Below are 25,393 nucleotides of genomic sequence, written 5' to 3'. Positions count from 1 at the left end.
ACGCTCTCCGTTTCAGCCCAACCCGCATTTTCCGGCGCGCGATGAAGATCGCGCGCCTTTTTGCGTTCCGTCACTCGAAGAGATCCGGATTGGACGCCTCGATCTGCGGCAGATCGGTGAGGATGCCGTTCAGATGGCTGCGCATGGCGGCTTCGGCAGTGTCGGCGTTGCGCGTATCGATGGCGTCGATGATCGCCTCATGTTCGGCGATCAGCCGGCTCATGGAATCGGGGTGGCGGAGTTGGAGATTGCAGACCCGGTCCATATGCGCCTTGATGTCGGAGATGGCGTTCCAGGCAAGGCCGCAGCCAGCCCCCTCGGCAATGGCGATGTGAAACTGCTCGTCCTCGCGGCGGAAGGCGTTGTGGTCATCGACGTCGCGGGCGGCTTTCTGGCGGGCGAGGATCGTGTCGATCTTACGCCGCGTCCAGCTGTCAAAACTCTCGCTGGCGCGGCGGGCGACGGCGGTCTCGATCGCCTCGCGCACGAAACGCGCTTCCATCATCTGCCGTGCAGAGATGCGCACCACGACGGTGCCTCTATTGGGCCTGATATCGACGAGCTTCGATTTGCCGAGCGCGATCAGCGCCTCGCGCACCGGCTGGCGTGAGACGCCCATGCGGGTGGCGATTTCCTGTTCCGATAACCGCATGCCGGGGGCGAGCTCCAGGCGGATGATGGATTCACGCAGGTCCCGCTCCACCTGCGCTGCCGCGGTTTCGCCCGTGTCGATCTTCAGGGATTCAAGGTTCACGTCTTTTCCCGCCATCATGCGTTGACATCCATTTGGAGCCACCATACAGTACCATACAATTCATGTGCAACAGAAATCCGGTGGCCTGAAAACCGGATCAACAGGGAGGGGCTGGCGCACTATTGCCGGCCGGAAGACGATATTGCTGTCCAATTTCATTGCACCCGATTCCCGTGACCCGCGGCTGAATATTAAAGCCCGCTATCAGATGCTTGTCGATGGCAAGTCCGTCGATGCGGCATCCGGCCGGACGATCGATCGGGTCAGCCCCGGCCATGCCGGTGCGGTTGTCGGCACCTGGCCGGAAGCCTCGGCGGATGACGTACGCCTGGCGATTGCCGCCGCGCGTCGTGCCTTCGATACCGGCCCGTGGCCGCGCATGTCCGGTGCCGAGCGCTCGCGTCTGATGTTCAAGGTGGCGGACCTTATCCTTGTGCATCAGGAAGAGCTGGCGCTGGCCGAAAGCCTGGAGGTCGGCAAGCCGATCGCCCAGGCGCGGGGCGAAATCGGCTTCTGCGCCGACCTCTGGTCCTATGCCGCTGGCCAGGCGCGCGCGCTGGAGGGCCAGAGCCACAACAATATCGGTGACGACCGCCTTGGCCTCGTGCTGCGCGAACCGGTCGGCGTCGTCGGCATCATCACGCCGTGGAACTTCCCCTTCATTATCGCCTCCGAGCGCGTGCCGTGGGCGATCGGCGCCGGCTGCACGGTGGTGCTGAAGCCCTCGGAATTCACGTCGGGCACCTCGATCCGCATGGCGGAACTGGCGCGCGAGGCCGGCATTCCCGATGGCGTGTTCAACGTTGTCACCGGCTATGGCGATCCGGCTGGCCAGGTGCTGGCGGAAGATCCCGGTATCGACATGGTTGCCTTCACCGGTTCGGTGCGTGTCGGCACCAAGCTCGGCGAGATCGCGGCGCGCAGCGTCAAGCGCGTTGGGCTGGAGCTTGGCGGCAAGGGCCCGCAGATCGTCTTTGCCGACGCGGACCTCGAAGCTGCCGCCGACGGTATTGCCTATGGCGTCTACCACAATGCCGGCCAGTGCTGCATTTCCGGCAGCCGTTTGCTGGTCGAGGAAAGCATCCGCGATGCGCTGATGGAGCGCCTGCTCGATATCTCGCGCAAGGTCACCTTCGGCGATCCGCTAAACGAGCGCACAAAGATTGGCGCGATGATCTCCGAGGCGCATGCGGACAAGGTGCACTCCTATGTCGAGGCGGGCGTCGCCTCCGGCGCGAAGCTTCTGCTTGGTGGCGAAAGGGTCGGTAGGGAGACCGGTCTATACTACGCGCCGACGGTCTTTGCCGGCGTCACGCCCGATATGTCGATTGCCCGCGAGGAGATTTTCGGGCCGGTGCTTTCGACGCTGACCTTCAAGAGCGCGGACGAGGCGGTGGCGATGGCCAATGCCACGGAATTCGGCCTGTCGGCCTCCGTCTGGTCCACCAATCTCGAAAACGCGCTGCAGAGCATCCGCCGCATCCGCGCCGGCCGCTGCTGGATCAACAGCGTGATCGACGGCACGCCGGAACTTCCGATCGGTGGCTACAAGAAGAGCGGCCTTGGCCGTGAACTCGGCCGCTACGGCTTCGATGAGTATTCCCAGTTCAAGGGCGTGCACGTCACGTTCGGGCGCCCCGCGCCCTGGTTTGGGTAACAGGCTGCCCATAAGGGCGGTCATGAGGAGGAAACCTCGGCTGGCGAAATCTTTGGTCGGAGCCCGCCAGCCGAGACTTGGGTCTTTTGGACCCGCATTGCACATCCAAAGGGAGGATACGCAAATGAAAATGACCAGGTTAAAAGCCGCGGCAATGGCCGCGGGGCTTGCCACCATGATGGCATCTACGGCGCTTGCCGCAGACGTCAAGGCTACGATGATCATCTACCTCGATCCGAGTGTCCAGTTCTTTAATCCCGTGGTGAAGGGTGCGCAAGACGCCGCCGCCCAGTTCGGCGTCGATCTCGACGTGCAATATGCCAACAACGATCCGGTGCGCCAGAACGACCTGATCGAAAGCGCGACGGCGAGCGGCGTCGACGGCATCGCGGTCGCGATCTCGTCGTCGGATGCCTTCGACGAGAGCATCTGCGCCGCCACCAAGGCCGGCATCATCGTCATCGGCTTCAACAATGACGACCTCGACGGCGCCAAGGGCAATTGCCGCCAGGCCTATGTCGGCATGAACGAGTTCGCCTCTGGCGTTGAACTCGGCGAACGCATGATCAAGGAATTCGGACTGAAGTCCGGCGACGTCGTCTTCAACCCGCGCGAAATTCCGGAAGCGAGCTTCGCGGTTGCCCGTGGCGGCGGCATCGAGAAGGCGATGACGGATGCCGGCATCAAGGTGGAGACGGTGCGAGCCGGCCTCGACCCGGCCGAAGCGCAGAACATCATCGCGCAGTTCCTGATCGCCAATCCGAACGTCAAAGCGCTGTTCGGCACGGGTTCGGTCACCTCGACCGTCGGTGCAGGCGCCATCAAGGATGCCGGCGTCAATATCCCCTTCGGCGGCTTCGATCTTGCCGTCGAGATCGTCAATGCGGTGGAATCGGGGGCGATGTTCGCCACCATGGACCAGCAGCCCTACCTCCAGGGCTACTATCCGATCGCCCAGATCGCGCTTGCCAAGAAGTACGGCCTGACCCCGACGGATGTCGACACCGGACAGGGCGCGTTCCTCGACAAGTCGCGCATCAGCTCGGTCAAGCCGCTGATCGGCAGCTACCGCTAACCGGAATGCGCGGGAACCTGCCGGCATGCCCCGGCAGGTTCCTTCCCCCGAAAAAAGATCGAGTGCCAGACCGTGACACCTATCCTTGCCGACAGCGCCGCGCCCCGTTCGCGCACGCAAAGACAATCCATCCTCAAGCAGATCATGGGCATGCCCGCCGGAGCGATCTTCCTCGTCTTCATGGCTTTGCAGATCGTCTGCATCGCCGGCGCATTGCTCTATCCCAATGAGTTCCGCTATCTCTCGCCGCAGAACCTGACGATCCTGATGAAGGCCGTTCCGGTGCTCGGCTGCCTGGCGCTCGGCGCCGGCGTGCTGATGATCGCAGGCGAATTCGACCTTTCCATCGGCTCCGTCTACACCTTCACCGCCGTGCTGATGGCAAGCCTTGTCGGTGCAGGCGTCAGTGCCTTCGTCGCCGCCCCTCTGGGCATTCTGGCCGGCGTCCTGATCGGTCTGCTCAATGGCCAGATCACGATCCGCTTCGGCCTGCCGTCCTTCATCGTGACGCTCGGCGGCCTGTTGTTCTGGCGCGGCGCCGTGCTGCTCTACAATGGCGCCGTGCAGGTGCGTTTCGATCCCGAGCCGGTCTTCACCAGCCTGTTCTCCGGCACGTTTTTGGGCATCAACGCTGCCTTTATCTGGATCGTGCTCTTCGTCGTCGGCTTCCATTTCCTGCTGCACCGCCACCGCTTCGGCAACCACGTCTTCGCGACGGGCGGCAATCGTGGCGCGGCGGAGGCGATCGGCATCAACACCAATCGCGTCAAGCTCATCGCCTTCGCCATTGCCGGCGGCATGGCGGCGGTAGCAGGCATTCTTGCCACCGCCCGCGTCGGCAGCGTCCAGCCCGGCCAGGGTGCCGGCCTCGAGCTCCAGGCGATCGCCGCCTGCGTCATCGGCGGCCTGTCGCTGCGCGGCGGCCGTGGCTCGATCATCGGCATTTTCCTCGGCGTGCTGCTCATCCACACCATCACCGACGTGCTGCTGCTCCTGCGCGCGCCCGGATTCTATCTCGACATGTTCATCGCGACGCTGATCGTGCTGGCCGCCATCTTCAACCATCTCATCGAGCGGCGGGGTGTTGCGTGATGTCCAATCTTCTCGAACTGCACAACATTTCCAAAAGCTTTGGCGCCCTGACCGCGCTGCGCAATCTGAGCTTCCACATCGGTGAAGGCGAAGTGGTCGGTCTGCTCGGCGACAACGGCGCCGGCAAGTCGACGACGGTCAACCTGATCTCCGGCATCCACAAGCCGACGGACGGTTACCTCAGCGTCGATGGCCGGAAGACGCTTTTCACCTGCCGCTCGGATTCCGCCGATGCCGGCATCGAGACGATCTACCAGCACACCGCCCTGGTCGACAGTCTCTCGATCACCCGCAACATCTTCATGGGGCGCGAGCTGACGGATCGTTTCGGCTTCCTGCGGCAAGCGGAGATGCGCGAGATCGCCATGGAGGTGCTGCAGAACGCCGTGCATATCTCGGGCATCGACAGCCCGGATACGCTGGTCGGCAATCTCTCCGGTGGCCAGAAACAGGCCGTGGCCATTGCGCGTGCCGTCTATTTCAAGAAGCGCGTGCTGCTGCTCGACGAGCCGACCTCGGCGCTCTCCGTGCGCGAGACGGAGGCCCTGTTGAACCAGGTGCTGAAGCTGAAGGCGGAGAACGTCTCCAGCGTGCTGGTGACGCACAACATCTACCACGCCTACCAGGTCTGCGACCGCTTCGTGATCATGAGCCACGGCACCAAGGTCTTCGATGTCGCCAAGGCCGACACGACGATCAACCAGCTCACCGACTATGTCGTGCTCACCTGATCCCAATTTTGAAAGGCATATGCCGTGACACTTTCCGTATCCGTACGCCAGGTCGTTGGACCTGAAGACGCCGCAAGGCGCAACACGCAGGGCCTTCGCGACGGCTTCGTCATCGAGACGCTGTTCCAGCCGGGGGAGGTCAATCTCACCTACAGCCATCTCGACCGCATGATCGTCGGTGGCGTCGTGCCGACCGGCGGAAGGCTGGAGATCGACCGTGTCGCTGAAACCGGCACGGACCAGTTTCTGGAGCGCCGCGAGGCCGCCATCATCAATATCGGCGGTGCCGGGACGGTCAGCGTCGGCGGCAAGGACTATGCGCTCGGCTTTCAGGAGGGCGTTTATATCGGCATGGGCGAAGGCGCGATCGGCTTTGCCAGTAATGATTCCGCCGAGCCGGGGCTGTTCTATGTCCTGAGTGCACCTGCGCACCGAAAGTGCCCGACGGTGCACATCACTCGCGATATGGCAAAGAAGGTGCATCTGGGTTCGGCGGAGGAATCCAACCACCGCACCATCAACCAGTATGTGCATCCCGATGTCTGCGAGAGCTGCCAGCTTCTCGTCGGCCTCACCATGTTCGAACCCGGCTCTGTCTGGAACACCATGCCGGCGCATGTGCACGACCGGCGTATGGAGGTCTATCTCTATTTCGGCATGCAGGAGGCAACGCGGGTCTTCCATTTCATGGGTGAGCCAAGCGAGACGCGCCATGTCGTGCTGAAGAACCATGAAGCGGTCTTGTCGCCCGGGTGGTCGATCCATTCGGGTGCCGGCACGGGCCGCTATGCCTTCATCTGGGCCATGGCTGGTGACAATATGAGCTTCACCGACATGGACAAGGTGCCGATGGAATCCTTGCGATGACCGCCTTCGATCTTTCCGGCCGCTGGGCGATCGTCACCGGTGCCAATACCGGCATCGGCCAGGCCATCGCCGTGGGATTGGCGCAGTCGGGTGCCGATATCGTCGGCGTCGGCCGCTCCGCCATGACGGAGACCGAGGCGGAAGTCAAGGCGGCCGGTCAGCGGTTCGTGAGCGTGACAGCGGATCTCTCTCAATCGGGCAGTGCTGCCACCGTCCTATCCGAGGCCATGGCGGTCGGCGCGACGCCGGATATCCTCGTCAACAATGCCGGCATCATCCGCCGGGCGGATTCGCTCGATTTCACGGAAGAGGACTGGGATGCGGTGCTCGACACCAATCTCAAGTCCGTCTTCTTCCTCTGCCAGGCCTTTGCGAGGGCAGCGATTGCGGCGGGCCGACCGGCGAAGATCATCAACATTGCCTCGATGCTCTCCTTCCAGGGCGGCATCCGCGTGCCTTCCTATACGGCGGCGAAGAGCGGCCTTGCCGGCATCACCAAGCTTCTGGCAAACGAATGGGCGGCGCGCGGCATCAATGTGAATGCCATCGCACCCGGCTATGTCGAGACCAACAACACGACGGCGCTTCGGGCCGATGCCGAGCGCAATGCCGATATCCTGAAGCGCATTCCCGCCGGCCGTTGGGCACGGCCGGAAGATATGGCTGGCGCCGCGATCTTTCTTGCGAGCCCGGCATCCGACTACGTACATGGCACCATCCTGCCCGTCGACGGCGGCTGGCTTGCCCGATGAGAGGACCCATGCAGCCCTATACACTCCCTGAAGATACCGTCTGGACCGAAGTCGCCCCCGGAAACCGCCGCGCGGTGCTGAGCCACCGGCCGGAACTCATGCTCGTCGCCTTCCGGTTCGAGGAAGGTGCTATCGGCGCGCTGCATTCCCATCCGCACACGCAGGTGAGCTATGTGGCGGAAGGGGCTTTCGACGTCACGGTGGATGGTGTCACCACGCGGCTTGCCGCTGGCAGCAGCTTCATCGTCGCGCCTGACCTCGTGCACGGCGTGGTCGCGCTGATGCCCGGCCTGCTGATCGATACATTCACACCATGCCGTGAGGATTTTCTCTGATCATTCAGAAGTTGCCGCGATGGTCGAACCAAGGCGTCGGTCAGGCTGAATCTCGATGCTGATCTGGTCGCGGCCGCGCATCTTCGCGGCATAGAGCGCGAGATCGGCCCGGCGATAGACGGCGCCGGGATCGTCGCCGCGCGTGACCCAGGCGAGCCCGGCCGAGAAGGTGTAGCGGAAGCTTGCCTGCTCCGGCACCGGTCGGGAATGGCGCACCGCGACCAGCATGCGCTGGACGATCGCCTCGGCGTCCTCCATCGTGGTGTTCGGCAGGATGAGCAGGAATTCCTCGCCGCCGACACGGCCGAGAATATCCGTCTTGCGCACATGGCGCTGAAGCGTCACGCCGAAGTCCCTGAGCACGGCATCGCCAATACCATGGCCGAACCGGTCGTTGATATATTTGAAATTGTCGATGTCGAGTACGGCCAGGCAGCCGACATCCTGTTCGCCGCCGCCGGCCGAGCAGACGAGTTCGCCGAGCTTGCCCATGACGTAGCGGCGGCTGGGAAGCCCGGTCAGCTCGTCGGTCTGCGATGCCTTGATCGCGATGTCGCGATCCTGTCGCAGCGACCGCTCGTCCGGCCTGATGGAGCTGATGTCGCTTGCCACACACAGCATCCAGCCGTTGGGCTGCATCGTCTCGGCCATCCAGAGCCATCGGCCATCGTGAAGATCGGTCTCGAAGGCGCGAAAACCGCTTTTGCCGCGCCGCGCCTGTGTGGTGTGCAGCCAGGTCTCGAAGTTTGCAGTCTCGACGATAGTGCCGCGCCGGGCATGATAGTTGCGGCGCATCAGATCGGACCAGAGGGGCTCTTCGTCATCCTCAATGAACCATGCGGCGCGAAACGCCCGGTTGGCAAATCGCAGGCGATCCTCCGGATCGAAGACCGCAATGAGAGTGCCGGCGTGTTCCATCAGCTGCGCCAGTTGCAGCATCATTTGCATAGCGGCCAAGGGCGTCATGTCCTCAGGATGATTCTCGCCGGAAATCTAGAGCTGCCGGATAAACAAAGTCTTAGATGACATTCCCCCGACGCTGCCGTTTCGGGCGCGGATTGCGCCAGAACGGAACAGGCCGGCGGCCTTTGCCCCCTCAATAGTCGACCAGTTGCATGTCCGCCCCCGGATCGCCGAAGCGCGGCTGCACGCCGAGCAGCGGGGCGACGCGGCGGATGATCGCCTTGATCATCGGCGCCGCGGTGGAAGCGGCGGTGCGACCGCCGTTTTCGCCGGTCCGGGGCGCGTCGATGATCGACAGCACGACATAGCGCGGCTTGTCCATCGGGAAGGCCGCAACGAAGGCGTTGAAATTGATGTCACGCGCATAGCGGCCGTTGATCACTTTGTCGGCCGTGCCGGTCTTGCCGCCGACATGGAAACCCTCGACCTGCGCGTGGCGGCCGGATCCCTTGATGCCATTCCAGTCATAGAGCGTGCGCATGTCGGCGCTCGTCTTGTCCTTGATGACGCGCGTGGCGAGCGCCTGCGCCTCCTCCTTTGAGCGCGGCAGGAAGGTCGGCGGCACGAGATAGCCGCCGTTCATCAGGGCGGCAGCGGCGACTGCCGTCTGCAAGGGCGTCGTCGCCACGCCATGGCCGAAGGAGATCGTCACGGAATTGATCTTCTTCCAGGTGCGCGGCTGGGTGGGCGTCGCGACGCCGGGCATTTCCGTTTCCATTTTCGAGAGCAGGCCGAGCCGGGTCAGGAACTGCTGGTGGCCTTCGATGCCGACCATATCGGCCACGGCGGCAGTGCCGATATTGGAGGAATACTGAAACACTTCGGGGATGGAGAGCGGGCGGTTCTTGCCCTTGAAGTCGCGGATGGTGAAGCCGCCCATGCGGATGGGCCGAGAGGCATCGACGACCGAATTGAGATTGATCTTGCCCTCGTCCAGACCCATCGCGAGTGTGAAGCTCTTGAAGGTCGACCCCATCTCGAAGGTCGCGTTGCTGATCCGGTTGAACCAGCCCTTCTCGTATTCCTTGTCGATGCTGCCATCGGCGAGCCGTCGTGAGGGCTCGTTCGGATCGTAGTCAGGAACCGAGGCCATGGCGAGCACTTCGCCGGTCTCGACATCGATGATGACGGCGCCCGCCGCTTCCGCCTTGTAATCGACCATCGCCTTCGCGGCGACCTCGCGCACGATGTTCTGGACGCGCAGATCGATGGAGAGCTTCACCGGCTCGAGCCGCGTATCGTTGGTGAGGCCCGCCGCGCGAAGGTCCGCCAAGCCCTGGCTGTCGAGATAGCGCTCCATGCCGGCGAGGCCCTGGTTGTCGACATTGACATGGCCGACGACGTGGGATGCGGTGGCGCCGCCCGGATAGATGCGCCGCTTTTCCGGCCGGAAGCCGATGCCGGGCAGGCCGAGCGCCAGGATGTCGGCCTGCTGCTTGGGCGTCAGCTGCCGCCGCAGCCATTGGAAGGCGCTCTGCGAGCGCAGCTTCCTGTGCGTCTCGCTCCAGTCGAGGTTTGGCACGACCATGGCAAGCTTTTCCACCACCTCGTCGGCATCGATGATCCGTCGGGGCTCCGCATAGAGCGAGACCATGTTGAGATCGGTCGCGAGCAGCAGGCCGTTGCGGTCGATGATATTGGGGCGCGAGGCGACGGCATGGCCTGCGCCGATCGAGGCGGACTGAATGGGCTCCGAAATGCCATATTGGATGAGCCGCGCGCCGAGAATGCCATAGGCGACCGTGAACAGGCCGATCATGATGGCGAGACGCTGGCGCGCCTGCTTGCGGCGGCGGGCATTGGTGCCGAGAAGATGCGTGCCCTGTTGCGGTGCGACGACGAAATGCGCGCGGCTTTTCAGCCGCATGATGAAAGCGATCATTTCCCACCTGCACGAGAACGCAAACCCGCCGAACGGCGTGTCACGTCATCCGGCAGAAGCAAGCCTGCGGGCAAGAATGGCGGAAAACCAAGGAAAATGTCCGTGAACGGCGGCAGATCATTAAACTTACATTAATATACATTTAAAGTTGCCGAATGCTTGTTAACGCCTGATTTGCGATTTTCGGCCTGCACCTGAATACAGGGGGAGGTGACCCGCGAGGCGTGATCGCTATAGTCGGTGCATGATTCTCCGCATCGATCTCTAGGCTCATGGAAACGTCGCTCTACCTGCCGGTCAAAGGCTTCCTCGAAACGGCGGGCTATATCGTCAAGGGCGAGATCGGCGGCTGCGATCTGGTCGGCCTAAGCGCCGACGATCCACCCGTCGTGGTGATCTGCGAACTCAAGCTTAGCTTCAATCTCGAACTCATCCTGCAGGCCGTCGACCGCGCTGCCGTTTCCGACGAGGTCTGGATCGCCGCGAAGGTTTCGGCCAAAGGACGGGGCCGGGAAGCCGACAAGCGTTATCGCGATCTCTGCCGCCGGCTCGGTATCGGCATGCTCGGCATTTCCGATGCGGGTGATGTCAGCGTCATCGTCGGCTCGGTGACCCCCATGCCGCGGACCAATCCGAAACGCCGGTCGCGGCTGATGCGCGAGCACCAGAAGCGGCGCGGCGATCCGGCGCTGGGGGGCAGCACGCGCACGCCGCTGATGACCGCCTATCGCCAGCAGGCGCTTGGTTGCGCGGTGGCGCTGGTCGACGGACCCTTGCGGGTCCGCGATATCCGCGCCGTCGTTCCCGAGGCGGGCAAGATCCTGCAATCGAATGTCTACGGCTGGTTCGAGCGGCTCGACCGGGGCATTTATGGTCTGACGGATGCCGGCCGCGAAGCTTTGGCGAGGTGGCCGCAACCGTCGCCTGAGGTACGTGGCTAGCCGGTCGCGTATTTTAAATAGACGCCCGATTTTCGACGGACTGCCATCTGACGCAATGCTATCAGGATGTCATGCTGTTCACCCTTCCAGACCACGACACCCTCTATCAGGCGCTTGTCGCCCGCGATGAGCGCTATGACGGCCAGGCCTATGTCTGCGTCGCCTCCACCGGCATTTTCTGCCGCCTGACCTGCCCGGCGCGCAAGCCGCTTCCGGGCAACTGCACTTTTCGCGCGACGATCGGCGAATGCATCGAAGCGGGGTTTCGCGCCTGCAAACGCTGCCATCCGCTGCAGGCTGCCGCAAGCGCCGATCCAGCGATCGGCGCCTTGCTGGCCGCACTCGACGAGCGGCCGGACATTCGCTGGTCGGAAGAGCATGTCGAGCGGATGGGCTATGATCTCTCGACGATCAGGCGCAGTTTCAAACGGCAGTTCGGCATGACCTTCCTGGAAATGGCCCGGCAACGCCGCCTTCGCGAGGGCTTCGAGGCCTTGTCGGATGGAAGCAGCGTCATCGCCGCCCAGCAGGAGGCGCGCTTCGACAGCGCCAGTGCGTTTCGCACCGCCTTCGCAAAAATTCTCGGCTGTGCGCCTGCCGCGCTCAAGCAGGACGGTCTGTTACGAGCAAGCTGGATCGCCACGCCTCTCGGAGACATGGTTGCCGTCGCCAGCGACACCCATCTGCATCTCTTGGAATTCATCGGTCGCAAAGCCTTGCCGGCAGAATTGCGCAAGCTGCGCGCCGCCACCAAGGACGGCATTGGTATTGGCCGGACGCGGGTGACGGAGCAGGCCAGTGCGGAACTGGTCGCTTTTTTCGCTGGCCGCTCGGCAACTTTCGAAACGCCGCTGCATCAGGCGGGCAGTCCGTTCAGCCAGGAGGTCTGGGCGGAGCTCCGCCGTATTCCCGCCGGCACGACCCGCAGCTATGCAGAACTCGCCCGGCAGATCGGCCGACCCGCCGCCACGCGCGCCGTGGCCCGGGCGAACGGCGCCAACCAGATCGCGTTGATGGTGCCGTGCCATCGCGTGCTCGGCGCGGATGGTGCGCTCACCGGCTACGGCGGTGGCCTGTGGCGCAAACAACGCCTGCTCGAGATCGAGCGCGAATACCGTTCCGCTTGAGAGCGCCAGCTACTCGACGATGGCGGCGATCTCGTTTTCGGCGCGGCCACGCAGCGGCTTTTCCGGCATCAGATGGAAGAATACGAGCGATAGGGCAGTCGCAGCAGCGCACGCGATGAAGATATAGGTGAAAGGCAAGGCCTCCGCGACGGTATTGCCGACGACCTGAATATGTTCACCTCCGAGCGGCAAGCCATTGCTCAGCGCGATGGCGCCCAGCATGGCGACGCCCAGCGCGCCGCCAAGCGAGCGCAGGAAGGTGAGCACGCCGGTCGCGACCCCGAGATGGGCCTGATCAACCGCGTTCTGCACGGAGATGGTGGCGACCGGAAACGTCATGCCGGAGCCGAAACCGACGCCGAAGGTGAGAAGCTCCAGCGTGAAGAGCGTCGTGTGTCCGGACAGGAACGCCAGCGCGGCAAGGCAGACAACGCTGAATGCACCGCCCCCGATCGCGAGCCGCTTATAGTGTGTGAAACGCGGGATCGTGCGCCCGCTGGTCGTCGCGCCTGCGACGGTGCCGAGGAGCAGGCCGAGCATCACGATGCCAGAACTACTGGCGGAAAGTCCGTGGAAGGATTGTCCATAGACGGGAATATACACCGCAAGCCCAACATTGGCGGTCTGCCCGAGGAACATGGCCAATGTGCCGTATCGCACGATCGGGTTGGCGAGTACATCCAGCGAGATCAACGGCTCGGCGGCGCGACGGAGCCGGAGGGCAAACAGCGCCCAGAAAGCCACGGAGCAGCCAAGCAATGCGACGATCTCGGGCGACAGCCACGCATAACGGCTGCCGCCCCAGTTGAGAGCAAGCAGAAGAAGGGCTGTGGCGGTGACAAGCAGTGCGGCGCCCGCGCCGTCGATGCTGTGCGCGCGGCCGACGACGGGCAACTTCTTCAAGGGATTGTTGATGATGACAAGCGCCGCGATGCCGAGCGGAATATTGACCCAGAAGATCACGGACCAGTGGAGATGTTCGGCGAAGGTGCCGCCCATCAGCGGTCCCGCGATGCAGGCCACGGCCCATGTGCCGGAAATCCAGGCAGCGTAGCGTGCGCGTTCGCGCGGCGGCACAAGGTCGCCGATCACGATCTGGGCAAGCGCAAACAGCCCACCGCCACCCAAGCCCTGTACCGCACGACCGAGGATAAGCACGAGCATGTTGGGCGCCAGCGCGCTGATCAATGATCCGGCGAGGAAGATGATGATGGCACCGAAAATTGTCGGACGTCGCCCGTAGACGTCCGAAATCTTGCCGTAGAGCGGCGCCATCGCGGTCGCGGTGAGGAGGTAGCCCGTCACGATCCATGGCAGATAGTCGGCATGCCCAAGCGCCCTGCCGATCGTTGGCATGGCGGGTGCGACGATTGTCTGGTCGAGCGCAGCAAGAAGCATCGACAGCAGAACACCCGCGATAATGACGTTCTTTTCCGGCTCCGACAGGGTGATCGCCGTCGCCTGGCTTTCGTTCACACGGGTCGTCTCATTCATTCTGGCAGTCCGATCACAGTCCCTGGCCGTTTCGGCCAATGCATACTCAAGATGGGCAGGTACAGAGATAGTCAACCCTCGCGGCGCCCAACGACGGGCAAAAGGCCAGAATTCGCCTCAACGGCCTATCGGCTATGAAACCGCGCGGTTCCTAGCCGCGATTTCCCCGCGTCGTTCCCAGAAGACCAGCACCATGCTGGAGGCGACGATAAGGAGCGCGCCGACGAACACGTTAAGTGCCGGGATTTCCGCCCAGATGGTGTAGCCGTAGACGAAGGCCCAGATGAGGCCGGTATATTCGACGGGCGCCAGAGCCGAAGCCGGCGCATAGCGAAAACCTTCGTAAAGCAGGAACTGGCCGAGGGTCGCGACGAGACCGAGGGAAAGCATCAGGATCCAGCCTTCCGCGTCGGGTGTCTTCCAGATCCAGGGGAAGGAAGCGGCGCAGGCAAGCCCGAAAAGCAGACTGGTCGCAAACATCTGCGTCAGCGTGCTCTCGCTGCGGCTGACGAGCCTGATGAGGATCGTGCTCCATGCCCAGCAGAAGCCGGCCACAAGACACATGGCGGCGGGAATGAGATTCGGCGAATGCGACGGGTTCGCCGCGATCACCACGCCCACGAAACCGCCGACGCAGGCAATCCAGCGACCGGCGCCGACGGCCTCCTTGAGGACGAGGATCGACAGGAAGACGGTGATGATCGGGGCGGAGAAATAGAGCGTGGTGAGTTCCGCAAGACCGAGATAGCGAGCCGCATTGTAATAGAGAAGCCAGGCGATGAGCATCAACGCCGCGCGCAGCACGACGGTGCCACGATACGGGCTCTTGAGGATGGAGGGGTGCCGGTAGAACCGAAGCAGGATGCCGGAGACCAGCACGATCACGAGGCTTCGCATGAACAGGATCTGCGGAACCTCGTAGGTGGCGACCATCCATTTCACCAGGGCATCCTGCAGGGCAAAACAGGCATAGCCGGCGGAGGCGAGCGCGATGCCCGCCAGCGGTTTGGTATCGATCAATCCGGAACTCATGATGGCCTCGAGATGCGGTGAGTGTCGTCCGCCAGGCGGACTAAAGGGCGGGACCCAGCCGTATGGCGCTTCCATCGCTGAAACGGGAGAGGCGAAAACGGTGCAGGTTGTGGCCGGGGTCGTTGCCCTGGATCAGGTCGGCGACGATGCGGCCGATGCCGGGTCCAATGCCGAAGCCGTGGCCGCTCATGCCGGTGGCCACGAACAGGCCGGGAATCGACTGCGCACGATCGACTATCGGAACGACATCGGGCATGGCATCGATCATTCCGGCCCAGCTTGCCTTGATGGGGATGGCTTCGAACTGCGGAAAGAGCTGCTTGAAACCGCGTTCTATCGATTGCAGGCCGGATCGTTCGGGGGCGGGATCGAGGACGCGCATTTTCTCGAAGGGACTGATCGAATCCGGCGCCCAGTCACGCGGCGTCGACCAGCTGTCGGGATAGGATGCCGGAGCGGTCGGAAGATAGCGCACGCCGAACGGATTGGCGATCAATGCCGGGAGATATTTCGTGGCGTGCCGGAACGCATCCGGCCCGACATAAAGCAGACTGCTCCCGCCGGGAGCAAGCGTGTACCCGCCGTCCTGTCTGCGACGGAAGGCGACATGCGCGTCGGCTGCGGCACCCGCGTGGACTTCCGGCAACGGTCCGGTGGCTGCCACCGTCGCCCTCACGCTCAATTGCGGAATGGAAACACCATGTTTTCGCAGGAAGAGCGAAGACCAGGCTCCGCCCGCTACCAACACCGTGGAGGTCGCGATACGGCCCTTCTCGGTCCACACACCGGTAATCCGGCCGGCCGATACGTCCAGCGCACGGGCGGCGCAGTTTTCCACGATCGTCACGTCGGTTCGGGCAGCGAGGCGGGCAAGGGCAGGCACAGCAATCCACGGCTCCGCGCGCATGTCGGAAGGCGTGGTCATCGCCCCGGCATAACGCTGCGCTATGCTCTTGAAAAGCCCCGCCGTTTCGTCCGAGGCAAGCAGGCGGGTGTCGAGCGCGTGCTCGGCGGCGATTTTCATGAACGCGTCGAACGCCGCCATGTCCTTTTCCGACCGGGCAAGGTATGTCACGCCCGTCTGTGTAAGGCCGATATCCTCTCCGCATTCCTCTGCCAGCTGCCGCCACAGGCGGCACGCCTCGATCACGATCGGCAATTCGTCCGCATCGCGCCCCTGCTTGCGAATCCAGCCCCAGTTCCTGGACGATTGTTCCGCCGCGACCCGACCTTTTTCCACCAGCGTCACGGAGATATTCCGCTTCGCCAGAAACAGGGCCGTGGTGACGCCGATGACGCCACCGCCGATTATCACCACGTCGGATGTCTGCGGCATCGGGCCGGGATGGCGAATGGGATCGCTTTCTGAAAACGGAAAGGTGAGCACGAGCGGGTTCTGTGAAGGCGGGAAGGATTGAAACTTCTCTGCTGGAGGTATCAGAGAAAGCAAAACCAAACCACCGGATTCCGCAAAAACGTTCACAATCCTCGTTTCGGCGCTTGCCGCGGGGTCGCGTTTATCCGCCCCCCGTCGTCAGCCCGGTTCCGCGGTCCGGCGGACCAGTTTTCCTTCTTCCGCCTTGTAGAAATACTGGCTGGCAACGAGCCAGCCTTTCAGCGGCCTGAGAGGCGGGATGCAGGTCAGGAGCATAAAGGGCCCAGTGACCAGAAACTGCGTCAACAGTGATGCGCTGAAGGTAACCTCTAACCAGACGGCGAGCAGCACGCTCGGCACGCAGGCGAAGCAGATGACGAAGAAAGCCGGACCATCGGCCGGGTCAGCGAAGGCGTAGTCGAGCCCGCAGGCTTCGCATTTCGGAGCCAGGGTCAAAAAGCCCTTGAAGAGATGGCCTTGGCCGCAGCGCGGGCAGCGGCCACGGATGCCTGTCTGCATGGGCGGCAGCGCTGGATAATCCTTGTCCATGAATTGCACCCTTCCTGATGCTTTCAATGCATTCATTCAATGCCGCAATATAAATGCAATCATGCATTCAATATGTCCAGCAGACATACTGCCGCAGGCGCGTGCACCGCGAGCACTCGTTTGGAAAGGTGACTGCCGGATCAGAAGAAGGTGCCGGCCATTTCGGGCGGACCTTCCAGCGCATGCGCCATGAATTCGAGCGCCGTCTGGAGTTGGGAGCGCGACATCGGACCGCCAAGGCCGACGCGCACCGCCTCGGGCGGCGCGGCATCGACGGCGAAGGCGTCGCTGGTGACCGTGCCGAGGCTGGTGGCGCGCATATGCGCGCTGAAGGTGGAGCGCGTCCAGCCATGCGGCAGCGGCAGCCAGATGTTGAAGCTGAGCATGTCGGCCCGATAGCTGCCAGGGGGGAGCAGGCCGGCAACGAGCGCCTGACGTGCCACGGCTTCCCGACGCAGGAAATCGAGAATCGCATCCGCTGTGCCGTCGTCGATCCAGCGGGTGGCCAGCGCTGTCGTCAGCGGCGAGGCCATGACATTTGTGGACCGCATCGCGCTGGCGAAGGACCAGAGCGCGCGGCCGTCTTCTGGAGCGACGACATAGGCAAGGCGCAGGCCCGCACCGATGCATTTCGACAGCCCGCCGATATGCCACGTGAGATCGGGGGCCAGCGCGGCGAGTGGCGCGGGCCCGTCCGAAGGGAGGAAGCCGTAGGCGTCGTCCTCGACGATGGGCACGCGGTATTGCTGCGCCACGGCGGCAATTTGCGCCCGGCGGCCAGCCGACATGGTCAGGGTCAACGGATTCTGCAATGTCGGGTTGAGATAGAGCGCTTTTGGCTTTTCGCGTTCGCAGGCCGCGGCGAAGGCCTCGGGCAGGATGCCGTCGTCATCCATCATGAGGCCAGTGAGCCGCAAACGAAGCTGGGCGGCGATGGAGCGCATGCCGGGATAGGTGATGTTTTCGGAAAGCACCGTTTCCCCCGGCTTTGCCAGTGTACCGAGAATGGCGAGCAGCGCCGGATGAGCGCCCGGTGTGATGAAGATGCGCTCCTGGGAGGACACAAGGCCACGCCGCTTGAGCCACAGCGCGGCGGCCTCCTTGTCCATCGGCGCGCCCCCGAATGTCTGGTAGCGAAGAAGCGGAACGATGTCCGCCGAAAGCGCTGAAACCCCCTCGCGCATCCGCGCGATGAGATCGGGATCATCCGGCTCCGGGGGCATGTTCATGGAGGGATCGACGATGGCGGCACGGCGCGCGTCCGGCTGACCATCCATTGCCACTGCTGCGCGACTGACAGTCCCCGCCACGAAGGTACCCCTGCCGACATGCGCCTGCACGAGCCCCCGCTTCTGGGCTTCGACATAGCCCCGGGCAACGGTGGTAACATCAATTTCAAGGCGCTTGGCGAGATCGCGATGCGTCGGCAGCTTGTCGCCGGCAGAAAGCTGGCCACTCCGCAAATCCAGCTCGATCATGTCGGCGATGGCCATGTAGAGCGGGTTGTCGCTTCTGCCGAGATCAGGATCCCAGTTCTTCATGCCTACAGATTCCACACTGCGCGAATATTGACTGTATATTGCATGCATCCATGTTTGTCATCCACGCGCGAGGGCCAAAGCGTCGCGGGCGGGCGAATGGTTGCGGAAGCGATTGACAAGGGACCTAGGCCTGCTGGCCCAAACTCAGTAACCGCCCGGCTCAGCTTCTGAGAGCCTGTGCCGGGCTGAGGCGAAGAGTGGAGAGCGCCGGAACAGTCGATACCAGCACGGCGAGCACGACGAACCATAGTGCAAGCGAGAGGTCTTGCCATGCAAACTCCACCGGCATGCGGATGGCGGTCGTGGCTGTGAGCGTGGCGGAGATGAACTGGGCGGCGGCGTAGCCGATGCAGACACCGAGAGCAAAGCCCAGAAGAAACAAAAGGAAGAGTTCCCCCCAGACGATAGCGACGACCGCACGGCGCGGCGCGCCGAACGCTCTGAGCGCCCCAATCTGCCGCCGCCGGGCGCCGACATGCATGACGGTGACGAGCAAAACGGCGGCGATGACGATGATCTGCGTGCCGATGGCGATGGCAAGCAGCAGGCTGCGTGCATCGCCGAGCGTCGCGTAGAGACGGGTCAGCACTTCGGCCGGGAAAACGGCGAGTGTCGTCTCGCCTCGATACTCCTGACGCAGGCGATAGGCATCCGCGATGGTTTTCGGCTTGACAAGCACGGCCGGGATGCCGGGCGTTTCAGCGTCGAAATGCTCATCTACCCCAGCCCCGGCGTCGATATGCGGCGCATGATCATGATCATGATCATGATCATGGCCATGCTCGTTCGCCGCCACCGTCTCGGCTACTTCACCGGCATGATCGTGGTGTTCGTGCGCGGTCATGCCGTGCAGTTGCCACACAGCACGGATCGGCACCAGGATAGCACGATCCCAGGCGGTGCCCGTCGGCGCCATGCGGCCTGTCACCCTGTAGACGATCTCGGTGTGGGTGTGGCCACCCTCGTCGGCCGCGCCGTGCATCGGCTTGATTTCGGCACCGATCCTTCGGGCGACCTCGGAACCGATGACGGCATCGCCGAGATGCATGAAACCCGTGCCTTCGGCAAGGGTCGGGGAGAGGGCAGCGATCAGTCTGGTGGTCGTGCCGACGACAGGATGGCCATCCGCGGAATCGCCAAAGCCAACCGGAGCGGCGAACTCGACGCGCGGGTCCTCGGAAAGTTTCGCCAGGATGGCCCCGGACATCAGCGGAAGCGGCGAGGGCTGCAGAAAGACGGCGGACAGGGCCAGTTGCGTCTCGCTGCCGGCTGCACCGACCAGAAGATCGAACTTTTCCGCAGCGCGGGCGCTGCCGAGACGAACGGCGCGTTCCTGTAGCGTGACCGTGACGCTCAGCGCGACGGAAAGCGCGATCAGCACGATGACCGCGAGCGCACCCGCCTTGAAGCGGTTGAGATCGGCAAGGATGAAACGGATCATGCCGCCCACGCCTCCGCACTGTGTTCCACGATGCGGCCGCCCTCCAGGGTGATGTGCCGGTCGAGCCGCTCCCGGAAAACGGGGTCGTGGGTGACAACCACGAGTGTCGCGCCGTCTTGCCGGGCGAGGCGAACAATCAGCTCGGCGACCTCGTCCCCCGTGCGTCGGTCGAGGCTGGCTGTCGGCTCGTCCGCAACGATCACGCCAGGGTTGGACAGCAGCGCCCGGGCCACCGCGACGCGCTGCATCTCGCCCCGCGACAGCGTCTCGATAGCCTGGCTTGCTCGGGCAATCCCTGTCGTCTCAAGAAGACCGAGTGCACGTTCGCGGTCAATCTGAGTGAGGCGGCGGGCGAGGCGCACCGGCAACACCACATTCTCGAAGGCCGAGAGGCCGGGAAAGAGATGAAAATCCTGCATCACCAAGCCGATATGGGCGGCGCGAAAGGCATCGCGCTTGCCGGCGGAAAGGCGGGCGATATCCGTTCCGCCCCAGGAAACGGAGCCGGCGGTCGTCGTTTCGAGCCCGGTGACGGCATTGACGAGCGTGCTCTTGCCGGAGCCGGAGGCGCCGGTGATGGCAAGCTGCGCGCCTGCAGGCACATGCAGCCTGGGAATGGAGAGAACGGGGGTATCGATGCCCGGAAAGCGCATCTCCAGGCCGGAAATATCGAGCGCCAGCATGATCAAACCGTGTCGAAGGAAGCTTCGCGCAGGCGAAGCTGGCTGCGAAAGCCGGTATCCGGATCGGTCCAGGGACCATATTCCAGCGTGCCATGTGCCACGATGGGAGCATTGTACTGCACGAAGGTCTGTTTCTCGGCGAGGTAGACGACGACGATGTTGTCCGGCCAGTCCGCATCCGACGAGCAGAACGGGCAGAGCGACATCGGGATTTCCGTCAGCACGAAAAAATTCGCTTCCGCCTTCAGCGGCGGTGCCATGAAGCCTTTTATCGTAACGCCCTGACCGTTCAGTTGCTTCACCTTGTCGGAAAACTCGAGGCCGAGCACGCCGAAGCTCTTGTAGAGTTCGCCGAAGCCCAGCTTTTCGTCGGCTCGCGCGGGACGCGCAAGCGAAAGAGCGGGCATGGCTGCAAACCCCATAAGCATCCGCCGCCGGGTGAGAAACGTGCGGGGTGCATTCGTCATGGCCATGCGTCCTTCTTCCTTCATGATGCCGTGGACAGGCGGCAAAGGCCGCCTGTCCAACAAGGCAAAAGCCTTTTAGTCCTTGGCGGTGCCGAGCGCGAAGGCATCGGCGAGGACACGGTAGACGTCGCTCTGTTCCATGTAGCCTCGGAAACCTTCCGAGCCGGGACCAGCCGCCTGCAGGACGATATCGTCGACGGCGTGTACACCGCTATCCTCGTCCTTCGGAATATTGCCCTGCACGAAAACCGCACCGGGAACGTCCTTGTAGGCTTCGTTGGCAACGTATTCCTTCGCCTCGTTCTGCACGGCCGGAACGAACGGACCGTCGAGCTTAGGGCGGAAGGTCTCGTAGTGGTCCGGGCCATTATTGGCGGCCATGAACAGGCGGCGGGAGACGTCGACGCGATCCGGATAGCCGTTGCCGTCCTTGTCTTCGTAGTTCGGGAAGCCGGCATTGTCATAGGTGCCGACCTTCTCGCGCATGTCGGTGCCGGGCTTTTCATCATCGACCGTGCCGATGATGGCGACGCCGTGCGTATGGTCGCCCGTGACGACGATCAGCGTGTCGGGGTTCTTGTCGGCGAATTCGCGCGCGACAGCGACCGCCTTGTCGAACTCGATGGTTTCGACCAAGGCGCGGTCCCAATCGAGCGGATGGCTCATCTTGTCGACCGAGGCGGCCTCGACCATCAGGAAGAAACCTTCCGGATTCTTGGAGAGCTTGTCGAGCGCGGCCTGCGTCATGTCGACAAGGCCCGGCTGGTTCGGGAACTTTTCGACCGTGCCTTTCTTGAGGAATTCACGGTCGAGCGTCACATCCATGTTGCCGGTGTGGAAGAGGCCAAGCAGCTTTTCCTGGTTCGAGCCGGCAGCGGCGGCCAGTTCCGTCTTGTCGGTCGCGAGCGCATAACCGGCATTCTTGAACTCGGCGATGTAATCCTTGTCGTCCTTGCGCTTCGAGCCGGGAACGTCCTTGCCGAGGAAATAGGCCGAGCCCCCGCCGAACAGCACGTCCGGCTTGACGTCGAACATCATGCCGACGATCTCGGCCTTGTCGGCGCGCTTGCGCGTATGGGAGACGAGCGCGGCCGGGGTCGCATCCTCGACTTCGGCGGTCGTCACGATGCCGACGGACTTTTTCGTGGACCGGCGCAGTGCTTCGGCGATGGTCTCGACCTTCGGGTCGTCAAGGCTGTCGGGCGTGCGGTCCGCATAGACGCCGAGCGCATTGACGCGCGATTTGTGGCCGGTCATGTAGGCCGAAGCGGTGTTGGCGCTGTCGGTCGCGATCGAATGCGTCGAGGACGTACCGATGAAGGCGACCGGCGGGATGTCGTCCATGGCGAGGCGACCGTTCGCCTTGCCTTCGGTCATGCCCTTGGACATGATGCGTGCGCCGGTGCGGTGCGCGACCGAGAGACCGTCGGCGATCATGAAGATGATGTTCTTGGCCTTCGGTTCCGCGACGGTCTCGTAGACGTCCCAGGCGACCGACTTGGCTTCGTCGCCTGCGGAGACCTCGACCTTGTAGGCGCCGGCGGTGCCGATCGTCAGGCCGCGCAGAATGAGCGCCGAACCCAGCACCTTGTCTTCCTTGTCCTTTTCTTCCGCGACAAAGTCAGCCTTTTTACCGAAGATGGCTTCGTAGTCCTGGCCGTTGACGGTGACCTTCACATCTTCGGGCTTCACCACGGCGTCGAACTCGACCTTGAAGTCGAAGGGGGAGCCGACGAGGATCGTCGCGCGGTCGAGCGGATAGACGGTGGCGGCCTGGGCGGCGCCAGCGAGTATCGTGGCGGATGCCAGGGCGAAAAGAAGTTTACGCATGGGAGTGCCTCTCTTGAGCGGTGCGTTGCCCTTCTGCGATAAGAAGCCTCCGTGACAGGCGTATTACAAGAGGGCTATTAAGCGGTCAGCCTTTGCGGATCGTCGCAAGCCACGAGAATCCACGGTGAAGGCGCCGTTCCTCGCTGACGCTGTCGTGGGTTGCCGCCACCTGCGAAGACACCGCGAAAAGGTCGGTGCGCGGGGTGACGTGGTGCCAGCCGAGCCATGTATCCACGGCGTTTCTGCACCAGCGCGGCAGGTCCCGCATGTCGCCGAAATCGGCAATGTGCAGTTCACCGCCCGGCGGAAGACCGGCGACCGCAATCTCCATGACGCGCTGCCATTGCGGGATCATCGACACCGCGTAGGAAATGAAGATTCGGTCGTAGTTTGCCTGCCCGAACAGCATCTGCGGATCAAAGCAGGCAGCGTCCGCGCGGGCAACGCGGACACGGTCTTTCTGTCCGGCGCCGGCTATGGCTGCCTCGGCGGCTACGAGCATTTCCTGCGAAATATCGATGCCATGGAAGCGGACATGCGGATAGAGTTTCGCGGCCTTGACGAGATTGCGCCCCGTGCCGCAGCCTATTTCCAGCACGCAACCACCGGATGGAGGCGCGAGGCCCGCAAGCAACGGGTCACGGCCGAGCAGATAATATTTGCGGGTCGCGTCATAGATGCCGAACCGTCGCTGCCAGCGGTAGATACGATCCATCAAAAGGGCATGGTCGGATGCAGCACTCATTTCGCTCAGCCCTTGAACTCGTACAGATGGAAGCCGCCATAGATCGACGAGCGATCTCTCTCGTGGAGGGCGCGCGATTCTGCCTCGTGATAGGTCCAGCGGTCGAGGAGAGCGCCTGCGACCCGGCCCGGCAGCAGGCTTTCGGCCGGCGCGGTGCGGAAGATGACGCGTGCTCCGGGCGTAGCGGTGCGGGTGATCTCTCCCCACAATGCGTTGAGCTGAGCATCCGTCATCCAGTCCTGCGCGTCGAGCAGGATGAAGCGGTCGACCGTTTGCGGAGGTTTGGCGGCGAGGAATTCGGTCAGGGACGCGTTGGCGATGGACAGGCGTGACGCGCGGCCGCGAACGGCCTCGAAATTACCGCGCAGCAGATAGGGCGGCAGCGGCGCGTGTTCGTCATTGCCATAGCTGCGGCCGAAGGCCTGCCAGGCAAAGTAGTTCTCCGAAAGCGGAAAGCCGCAGGCGAGCTTCTCGACGCGGGCACGAAGGATCTCCGCCATGCCGTTACCGGCGCCCGACAGCGCCTCGTATTGCTGCGGCGGAATGCCGAGCCCGAACAGCGAGCTCTTGCGTCCCGTCGCCCAGCGGATCAGGCGCTTATCGAACAGCGGTGACAGCGTCTCTTCGAAAAAGCGCCTCTGGTCCTCCAGCGTGCGTGCCTGCAGCAGGCCACGCGGATCCGCGCCGTAGAAGCGGGCCATGGTGTGGCCGAGACCGATGAAGCCGCCGAGCAGACCGTGACGATAGAGACGGCGATGGAAGATGGAAATACGGCGCCGCCCGGTCAGCGTGCGACCTTCCCAGTAGCCTCGCGTCTCCTCGTCGAGATGCGGCCGCAAGTGCAATCTATAGGCTTCAAGGTTCTGCCGATCGTCACCCTTGCCGTAGAAACGGTGGAAGGCTTCGTAATCCGGCAGGTATCTGGCGGCAGCAAATTTCAGACGGTTGAAGGCGACATGCGCCGGGTTGAGGTCGACTGCCTCGATGCGGGCCGGGTCGGCGATGAGGTAGGACAATGCGTTGCAGCCACCCGAAGCGATAGTGACGATCGTGTTGCCCGGCTCTATCCGCAGAGCGGCCATGTCAACGTCGGGGTCTTCCCAGATCTGCGCATAGACGAGATTGCGGAACAGCCGCGAGAAGACATATTCGGACATGCCGGACGCCGAGAGTAGAGAATTGCGCCGCACAGCCCGGTTCAGACGCTTGCCGACCGCCTCCTTGCGCTCTGTGACGGGGGAGACGTGGGAAGAAGCGACCGTTTCGATCATCGGGCAGGGTTCCTGTGCTGGAATATCCGTATCCACCGCGCCGCAGCGGAAGCCGGTAACGCGTGCGCCCTCGTGCAGAGGACGGTCGCTCAGCGCAGCTGTCACGATTGCCCGATGGCATGGGGCAGCGTTTCATCAGATTGCGATGACATCAGCATGACATGCGCAGGGGATGAAGAGGTGCACGAGACAGGGAACGGCAGCCGGCTGCTATGCATCACACCCGAGGCCAGACAACGACGTACCTTTGGTCTATCGGACGATGAGGCACCACAGGCGGCGGCCGATAGGAATACCGGCTTGCCCCTTGCCTGCAACGCGTCTGCTTTTGCCGTCTGGACGGTTACTTCAGCGCCAGGACGACCGGCCCGGCCACCGGGTCCGTGACGCCAAGGCCGCCGCCGAGGTCTTCGAGCGTATCGCGAAAACGGTCGAGCGTGGCAATCATCTGCGGCCGGCATGCGGCGAGTGCATCCATGCTTTCCCATTCGGCGACGATGCAGTAGCGCCCATCGCAGGTCTGGATGATGCTGGCATGCCGCAAGCCCGTCCAGTCGGCGGCGACATTGTCATGGGCATCGAGAAAGGCCTTCTCCATGCCGGGTTTGATTTTGAAACGCACGATATTGAATGCCATCATGGCTGCCTCCAGCGCGCGAGAAGGTAACGACGAGGATGTGCTTTGTGGCAGGTGCAGGGCCGGATCTCTGCCGTTTTCCCGTATTCTCAGCTTACCGCGCCGGAAGAATGAGGGAAAGCTTAAATAATAAATGACGTCGATAATCCGCA

24 protein-coding genes are annotated in these 25,393 nt (G+C 63.2%); 9 read left to right on the top strand and 15 right to left on the bottom strand.

Annotated elements, in window-relative coordinates:
* Positions 1-70 precede the first annotated feature (70 nt).
* Positions 71-772 (bottom strand): GntR family transcriptional regulator, encoded by a 702-nt coding sequence (locus MUU55_RS15870; protein ID WP_244761725.1) that lies wholly within the window; start codon positions 770-772, stop codon positions 71-73.
* Between the two features lie 124 nt (positions 773-896).
* Here MUU55_RS15870 and MUU55_RS15865 point away from each other — a divergent pair, with 124 nt between their 5' ends.
* From MUU55_RS15865 to MUU55_RS15835, 7 genes are all read left to right on the top strand, one after another.
* Positions 897-2,411, top strand: coding sequence for an aldehyde dehydrogenase family protein (locus MUU55_RS15865; protein WP_244761724.1), 1,515 nt, complete (start codon positions 897-899; stop codon positions 2,409-2,411).
* Positions 2,412-2,535: 124 nt separating this feature from the next.
* A complete protein-coding gene (locus MUU55_RS15860; RefSeq protein ID WP_244761723.1) occupies positions 2,536-3,486 on the top strand; it encodes a sugar ABC transporter substrate-binding protein in 951 nt (316 codons plus the stop codon).
* A gap of 72 nt (positions 3,487-3,558) precedes the next feature.
* Entirely contained in the window at positions 3,559-4,578 is a 1,020-nt protein-coding gene (locus tag MUU55_RS15855) for an ABC transporter permease (protein WP_244761722.1), read from the top strand.
* Positions 4,578-5,309 carry an ATP-binding cassette domain-containing protein gene (locus MUU55_RS15850; RefSeq protein ID WP_117370010.1) on the top strand — a complete coding sequence of 244 codons (732 nt, stop codon included), beginning with the start codon at positions 4,578-4,580 and terminating at the stop codon, positions 5,307-5,309. The genes MUU55_RS15855 and MUU55_RS15850 overlap by 1 nt, the downstream gene beginning before the upstream one ends.
* 24 nt (positions 5,310-5,333) lie before the next feature.
* Positions 5,334-6,176 carry a 5-dehydro-4-deoxy-D-glucuronate isomerase gene (kduI, locus tag MUU55_RS15845; protein ID WP_244761721.1) on the top strand — a complete coding sequence of 281 codons (843 nt, stop codon included), beginning with the start codon at positions 5,334-5,336 and terminating at the stop codon, positions 6,174-6,176.
* The gene (gene kduD, locus MUU55_RS15840; protein ID WP_244761720.1) at positions 6,173-6,928 is read left to right on the top strand and encodes a 2-dehydro-3-deoxy-D-gluconate 5-dehydrogenase KduD; all 756 of its coding nucleotides are present in this window, start codon (positions 6,173-6,175) and stop codon (positions 6,926-6,928) included. Before kduI ends, kduD begins: the two co-directional genes overlap by 4 nt.
* A gap of 8 nt (positions 6,929-6,936) precedes the next feature.
* A complete protein-coding gene (locus tag MUU55_RS15835) occupies positions 6,937-7,263 on the top strand; it encodes a cupin domain-containing protein (RefSeq protein WP_244761719.1) in 327 nt (108 codons plus the stop codon).
* Here MUU55_RS15835 and MUU55_RS15830 read toward each other — a convergent pair whose 3' ends face one another.
* On the bottom strand, positions 7,264-8,211 hold the full coding sequence (locus tag MUU55_RS15830) for a GGDEF domain-containing protein (protein ID WP_244762155.1): 948 nt from the start codon (positions 8,209-8,211) through the stop codon (positions 7,264-7,266).
* Between the two features lie 148 nt (positions 8,212-8,359).
* Positions 8,360-10,108, bottom strand: a complete 1,749-nt coding sequence (locus MUU55_RS15825; RefSeq protein WP_244761718.1) for a peptidoglycan D,D-transpeptidase FtsI family protein — start codon at positions 10,106-10,108, stop codon at positions 8,360-8,362.
* 272 nt (positions 10,109-10,380) lie between these two features.
* Here MUU55_RS15825 and MUU55_RS15820 point away from each other — a divergent pair, with 272 nt between their 5' ends.
* A complete protein-coding gene (locus MUU55_RS15820; protein ID WP_244761717.1) occupies positions 10,381-11,049 on the top strand; it encodes a DUF2161 domain-containing phosphodiesterase in 669 nt (222 codons plus the stop codon).
* A gap of 71 nt (positions 11,050-11,120) precedes the next feature.
* Positions 11,121-12,176, top strand: coding sequence for a bifunctional transcriptional activator/DNA repair enzyme AdaA (locus tag MUU55_RS15815; RefSeq protein WP_244761716.1), 1,056 nt, complete (start codon positions 11,121-11,123; stop codon positions 12,174-12,176).
* A gap of 9 nt (positions 12,177-12,185) precedes the next feature.
* On the opposite strand, the gene MUU55_RS15810 is transcribed toward MUU55_RS15815, so the two are convergent.
* The 12 genes from MUU55_RS15810 to MUU55_RS15755 all read right to left on the bottom strand — a co-directional run bounded on the left by MUU55_RS15810 (position 12,186) and on the right by MUU55_RS15755 (position 25,244).
* Complete coding sequence (locus tag MUU55_RS15810) at positions 12,186-13,670, bottom strand: MDR family MFS transporter (RefSeq protein WP_244761715.1); 1,485 nt, start codon at positions 13,668-13,670, stop codon at positions 12,186-12,188.
* A gap of 132 nt (positions 13,671-13,802) precedes the next feature.
* Positions 13,803-14,702, bottom strand: coding sequence for a DMT family transporter (locus tag MUU55_RS15805; RefSeq protein WP_244761714.1), 900 nt, complete (start codon positions 14,700-14,702; stop codon positions 13,803-13,805).
* Between the two features lie 40 nt (positions 14,703-14,742).
* Positions 14,743-16,089, bottom strand: a complete 1,347-nt coding sequence (locus MUU55_RS15800; protein WP_244761713.1) for an NAD(P)/FAD-dependent oxidoreductase — start codon at positions 16,087-16,089, stop codon at positions 14,743-14,745.
* A 147-nt stretch (positions 16,090-16,236) separates the two neighbouring features.
* Positions 16,237-16,626 (bottom strand): DUF983 domain-containing protein, encoded by a 390-nt coding sequence (locus tag MUU55_RS15795; RefSeq protein WP_244761712.1) that lies wholly within the window; start codon positions 16,624-16,626, stop codon positions 16,237-16,239.
* A gap of 140 nt (positions 16,627-16,766) precedes the next feature.
* A complete protein-coding gene (locus tag MUU55_RS15790; RefSeq protein WP_244761711.1) occupies positions 16,767-18,167 on the bottom strand; it encodes an aminotransferase-like domain-containing protein in 1,401 nt (466 codons plus the stop codon).
* Between the two features lie 160 nt (positions 18,168-18,327).
* Entirely contained in the window at positions 18,328-19,608 is a 1,281-nt protein-coding gene (locus tag MUU55_RS15785; protein WP_244761710.1) for an FtsX-like permease family protein, read from the bottom strand.
* On the bottom strand, positions 19,605-20,291 hold the full coding sequence (locus tag MUU55_RS15780; RefSeq protein ID WP_244761709.1) for an ABC transporter ATP-binding protein: 687 nt from the start codon (positions 20,289-20,291) through the stop codon (positions 19,605-19,607). The genes MUU55_RS15785 and MUU55_RS15780 overlap by 4 nt, the downstream gene beginning before the upstream one ends.
* 2 nt (positions 20,292-20,293) lie before the next feature.
* On the bottom strand, positions 20,294-20,758 hold the full coding sequence (locus MUU55_RS15775; protein ID WP_425314184.1) for a hypothetical protein: 465 nt from the start codon (positions 20,756-20,758) through the stop codon (positions 20,294-20,296).
* A gap of 75 nt (positions 20,759-20,833) precedes the next feature.
* Positions 20,834-22,588, bottom strand: a complete 1,755-nt coding sequence (locus MUU55_RS15770) for an alkaline phosphatase (RefSeq protein WP_244761708.1) — start codon at positions 22,586-22,588, stop codon at positions 20,834-20,836.
* An 85-nt stretch (positions 22,589-22,673) separates the two neighbouring features.
* Positions 22,674-23,333, bottom strand: a complete 660-nt coding sequence (locus MUU55_RS15765) for a class I SAM-dependent methyltransferase (RefSeq protein ID WP_244761707.1) — start codon at positions 23,331-23,333, stop codon at positions 22,674-22,676.
* Between the two features lie 5 nt (positions 23,334-23,338).
* The gene (locus tag MUU55_RS15760) at positions 23,339-24,709 is read right to left on the bottom strand and encodes a BtaA family protein (RefSeq protein WP_244761706.1); all 1,371 of its coding nucleotides are present in this window, start codon (positions 24,707-24,709) and stop codon (positions 23,339-23,341) included.
* A 238-nt stretch (positions 24,710-24,947) separates the two neighbouring features.
* A complete protein-coding gene (locus MUU55_RS15755; RefSeq protein WP_244761705.1) occupies positions 24,948-25,244 on the bottom strand; it encodes an antibiotic biosynthesis monooxygenase family protein in 297 nt (98 codons plus the stop codon).
* Positions 25,245-25,393: the final 149 nt, after the last annotated feature.

The sequence above is a fragment of the Shinella curvata genome, assembly GCF_022899935.1.
Lineage (GTDB): Bacteria > Pseudomonadota > Alphaproteobacteria > Rhizobiales > Rhizobiaceae > Shinella > Shinella curvata.
The sequence above is the reverse complement of the archived record's forward strand: the minus strand, read 5'-3'. Positions and strand labels throughout refer to the sequence as shown.

Coding starts and splice junctions, on each gene's coding strand:
- MUU55_RS15870 (WP_244761725.1), bottom strand. CDS start 772: ATGATGGCGGGAAAAGACGTGAACCTTGAATCCCTGAAGATCGACACG.
- MUU55_RS15860 (WP_244761723.1), top strand. CDS start 2,536: ATGAAAATGACCAGGTTAAAAGCCGCGGCAATGGCCGCGGGGCTTGCC.
- MUU55_RS15850 (WP_117370010.1), top strand. CDS start 4,578: ATGTCCAATCTTCTCGAACTGCACAACATTTCCAAAAGCTTTGGCGCC.
- kduD (WP_244761720.1), top strand. CDS start 6,173: ATGACCGCCTTCGATCTTTCCGGCCGCTGGGCGATCGTCACCGGTGCC.
- MUU55_RS15835 (WP_244761719.1), top strand. CDS start 6,937: ATGCAGCCCTATACACTCCCTGAAGATACCGTCTGGACCGAAGTCGCC.
- MUU55_RS15830 (WP_244762155.1), bottom strand. CDS start 8,211: ATGCAAATGATGCTGCAACTGGCGCAGCTGATGGAACACGCCGGCACT.
- MUU55_RS15825 (WP_244761718.1), bottom strand. CDS start 10,108: ATGATCGCTTTCATCATGCGGCTGAAAAGCCGCGCGCATTTCGTCGTC.
- MUU55_RS15820 (WP_244761717.1), top strand. CDS start 10,381: ATGGAAACGTCGCTCTACCTGCCGGTCAAAGGCTTCCTCGAAACGGCG.
- MUU55_RS15815 (WP_244761716.1), top strand. CDS start 11,121: ATGCTGTTCACCCTTCCAGACCACGACACCCTCTATCAGGCGCTTGTC.
- MUU55_RS15810 (WP_244761715.1), bottom strand. CDS start 13,670: ATGAATGAGACGACCCGTGTGAACGAAAGCCAGGCGACGGCGATCACC.
- MUU55_RS15805 (WP_244761714.1), bottom strand. CDS start 14,702: ATGAGTTCCGGATTGATCGATACCAAACCGCTGGCGGGCATCGCGCTC.
- MUU55_RS15795 (WP_244761712.1), bottom strand. CDS start 16,626: ATGGACAAGGATTATCCAGCGCTGCCGCCCATGCAGACAGGCATCCGT.
- MUU55_RS15790 (WP_244761711.1), bottom strand. CDS start 18,167: ATGAAGAACTGGGATCCTGATCTCGGCAGAAGCGACAACCCGCTCTAC.
- MUU55_RS15785 (WP_244761710.1), bottom strand. CDS start 19,608: ATGATCCGTTTCATCCTTGCCGATCTCAACCGCTTCAAGGCGGGTGCG.
- MUU55_RS15780 (WP_244761709.1), bottom strand. CDS start 20,291: ATGCTGGCGCTCGATATTTCCGGCCTGGAGATGCGCTTTCCGGGCATC.
- MUU55_RS15775 (WP_425314184.1), bottom strand. CDS start 20,758: ATGACGAATGCACCCCGCACGTTTCTCACCCGGCGGCGGATGCTTATG.
- MUU55_RS15770 (WP_244761708.1), bottom strand. CDS start 22,588: ATGCGTAAACTTCTTTTCGCCCTGGCATCCGCCACGATACTCGCTGGC.
- MUU55_RS15765 (WP_244761707.1), bottom strand. CDS start 23,333: ATGAGTGCTGCATCCGACCATGCCCTTTTGATGGATCGTATCTACCGC.
- MUU55_RS15755 (WP_244761705.1), bottom strand. CDS start 25,244: ATGATGGCATTCAATATCGTGCGTTTCAAAATCAAACCCGGCATGGAG.